The organism is Rahnella perminowiae, assembly GCF_019049755.1.
Taxonomy (GTDB): Bacteria; Pseudomonadota; Gammaproteobacteria; order Enterobacterales; family Enterobacteriaceae; genus Rahnella; species Rahnella perminowiae.
This window is the reverse complement of record NZ_JAFMOS010000155.1, coordinates 1-1,199: the sequence shown is the minus strand read 5'-3', so window position 1 is coordinate 1,199 and position 1,199 is coordinate 1. Positions and strand designations below refer to the sequence as shown.

2 protein-coding genes and 1 other annotated feature are annotated in these 1,199 nt (G+C 48.5%); both genes read left to right on the top strand.

Features of this window, described 5'->3' with window-relative positions:
* The first annotated feature begins 185 nt into the window (after nucleotides 1–185).
* Entirely contained in the window at nucleotides 186–872 is a 687-nt protein-coding gene (locus J1785_RS00855) for a tRNA/rRNA methyltransferase (protein ID WP_217218583.1), read from the top strand.
* A 216-nt stretch (nucleotides 873–1,088) separates the two neighbouring features.
* Nucleotides 1,089–1,157, top strand: a complete 69-nt coding sequence (gene thrL, locus J1785_RS00850; RefSeq protein WP_071823645.1) for a thr operon leader peptide — start codon at nucleotides 1,089–1,091, stop codon at nucleotides 1,155–1,157.
* Nucleotides 1,096–1,199, top strand: a sequence feature (Thr leader region). This feature is flagged as partial in the annotation. It overlaps the preceding gene by 62 nt.

Below are 1,199 nucleotides of genomic sequence, written 5' to 3'. Positions count from 1 at the left end.
TGCTTATCCTGACCAGCCGCTTTTTTACCTGTCGATTAAGCTTTTCCGATAAAATAAAGGAATATATCAAGTCGGCTGTTAAGTTCTTGTGAAGAATATAAACGATGAATAGATCTGAAACAGGGTAAAATTTCATCGCTGAAATACAGGCGACAAATTGTTCTCTCTTCTTACAAAGGCGTGATATGCAACTTCATATTATTTTAGTGTCACCGGCCCGCCCGGAAAATGTCGGTGCGGCAGCCCGCGCAATGAAAACCATGGGCTTTGCTTCCTTGCGTATTGTAGACAGTGGCGCACATCTGCAGCCTGAAGCCAGCTGGGTGGCGCATGGCTCGCAGGAAATCCTGCAAAATGCCCTGCATTTCAGCACGCTGGCAGAAGCGCTGGCTGACATCGATTTTACGGTGGCGACGACGGCCCGCAGCCGGGCCAAATTTCACTATTACTGTACACCTCAGGAATTACAGGGGCAGCTTGAAGAGAAAAGCCAGTGGGTGAATCATGCCGCGTTGGTGTTTGGCCGTGAGGATTCCGGGCTGACCAATGAAGAACTGGAACTGGCTGACGTGCTGACCGGCGTACCGATGGTAGCGGATTATCCTTCGCTGAATCTGGGGCAGGCAGTCATGGTGTTCTGTTATCAGCTCTCTTCGCTGAATCAGATAACGTCCGTGAAACCAGCACATGCCGAAGCCGGACAGTTATCGGCATTGCGTGCGCGGGTCGGACGTTTACTGGAAAATGTCGGGGCAGAAGATGACCAGAAATTGTCCGACTGGCTGCATCAGCGCCTCGGTCTTTTGCAACAGCGCGATGCGGCAATGTTGCATACATTGCTGCATGACATCGAAAAAAAGCTGACCCAATGATGTGAGGTGAATCCTTGCCGCTACAGTTCTATATCCGGTGCAATGAGAACAGAGTTACCGATCGCACTGCAAATGGTTTTAAAGGCAGAGAATTATCCATTTGATTCTGTCCGTGATTAACCGGACGAAAACAGAAAAAAATTGACTTATTGTGCCTTATGCTTTAGCTAATAGAGGCAGACAGAGTACAAACCAAAGACAGACAGAAAATAAAAAATGCGAATCATCAGCCTGAACACAACAATTATTACCACCACCGATACCACAGGTAACGGGGCGGGCTGACGCGTACAGGAAAAAGAAAAAAAGCCCGCACCTAACCAGTGC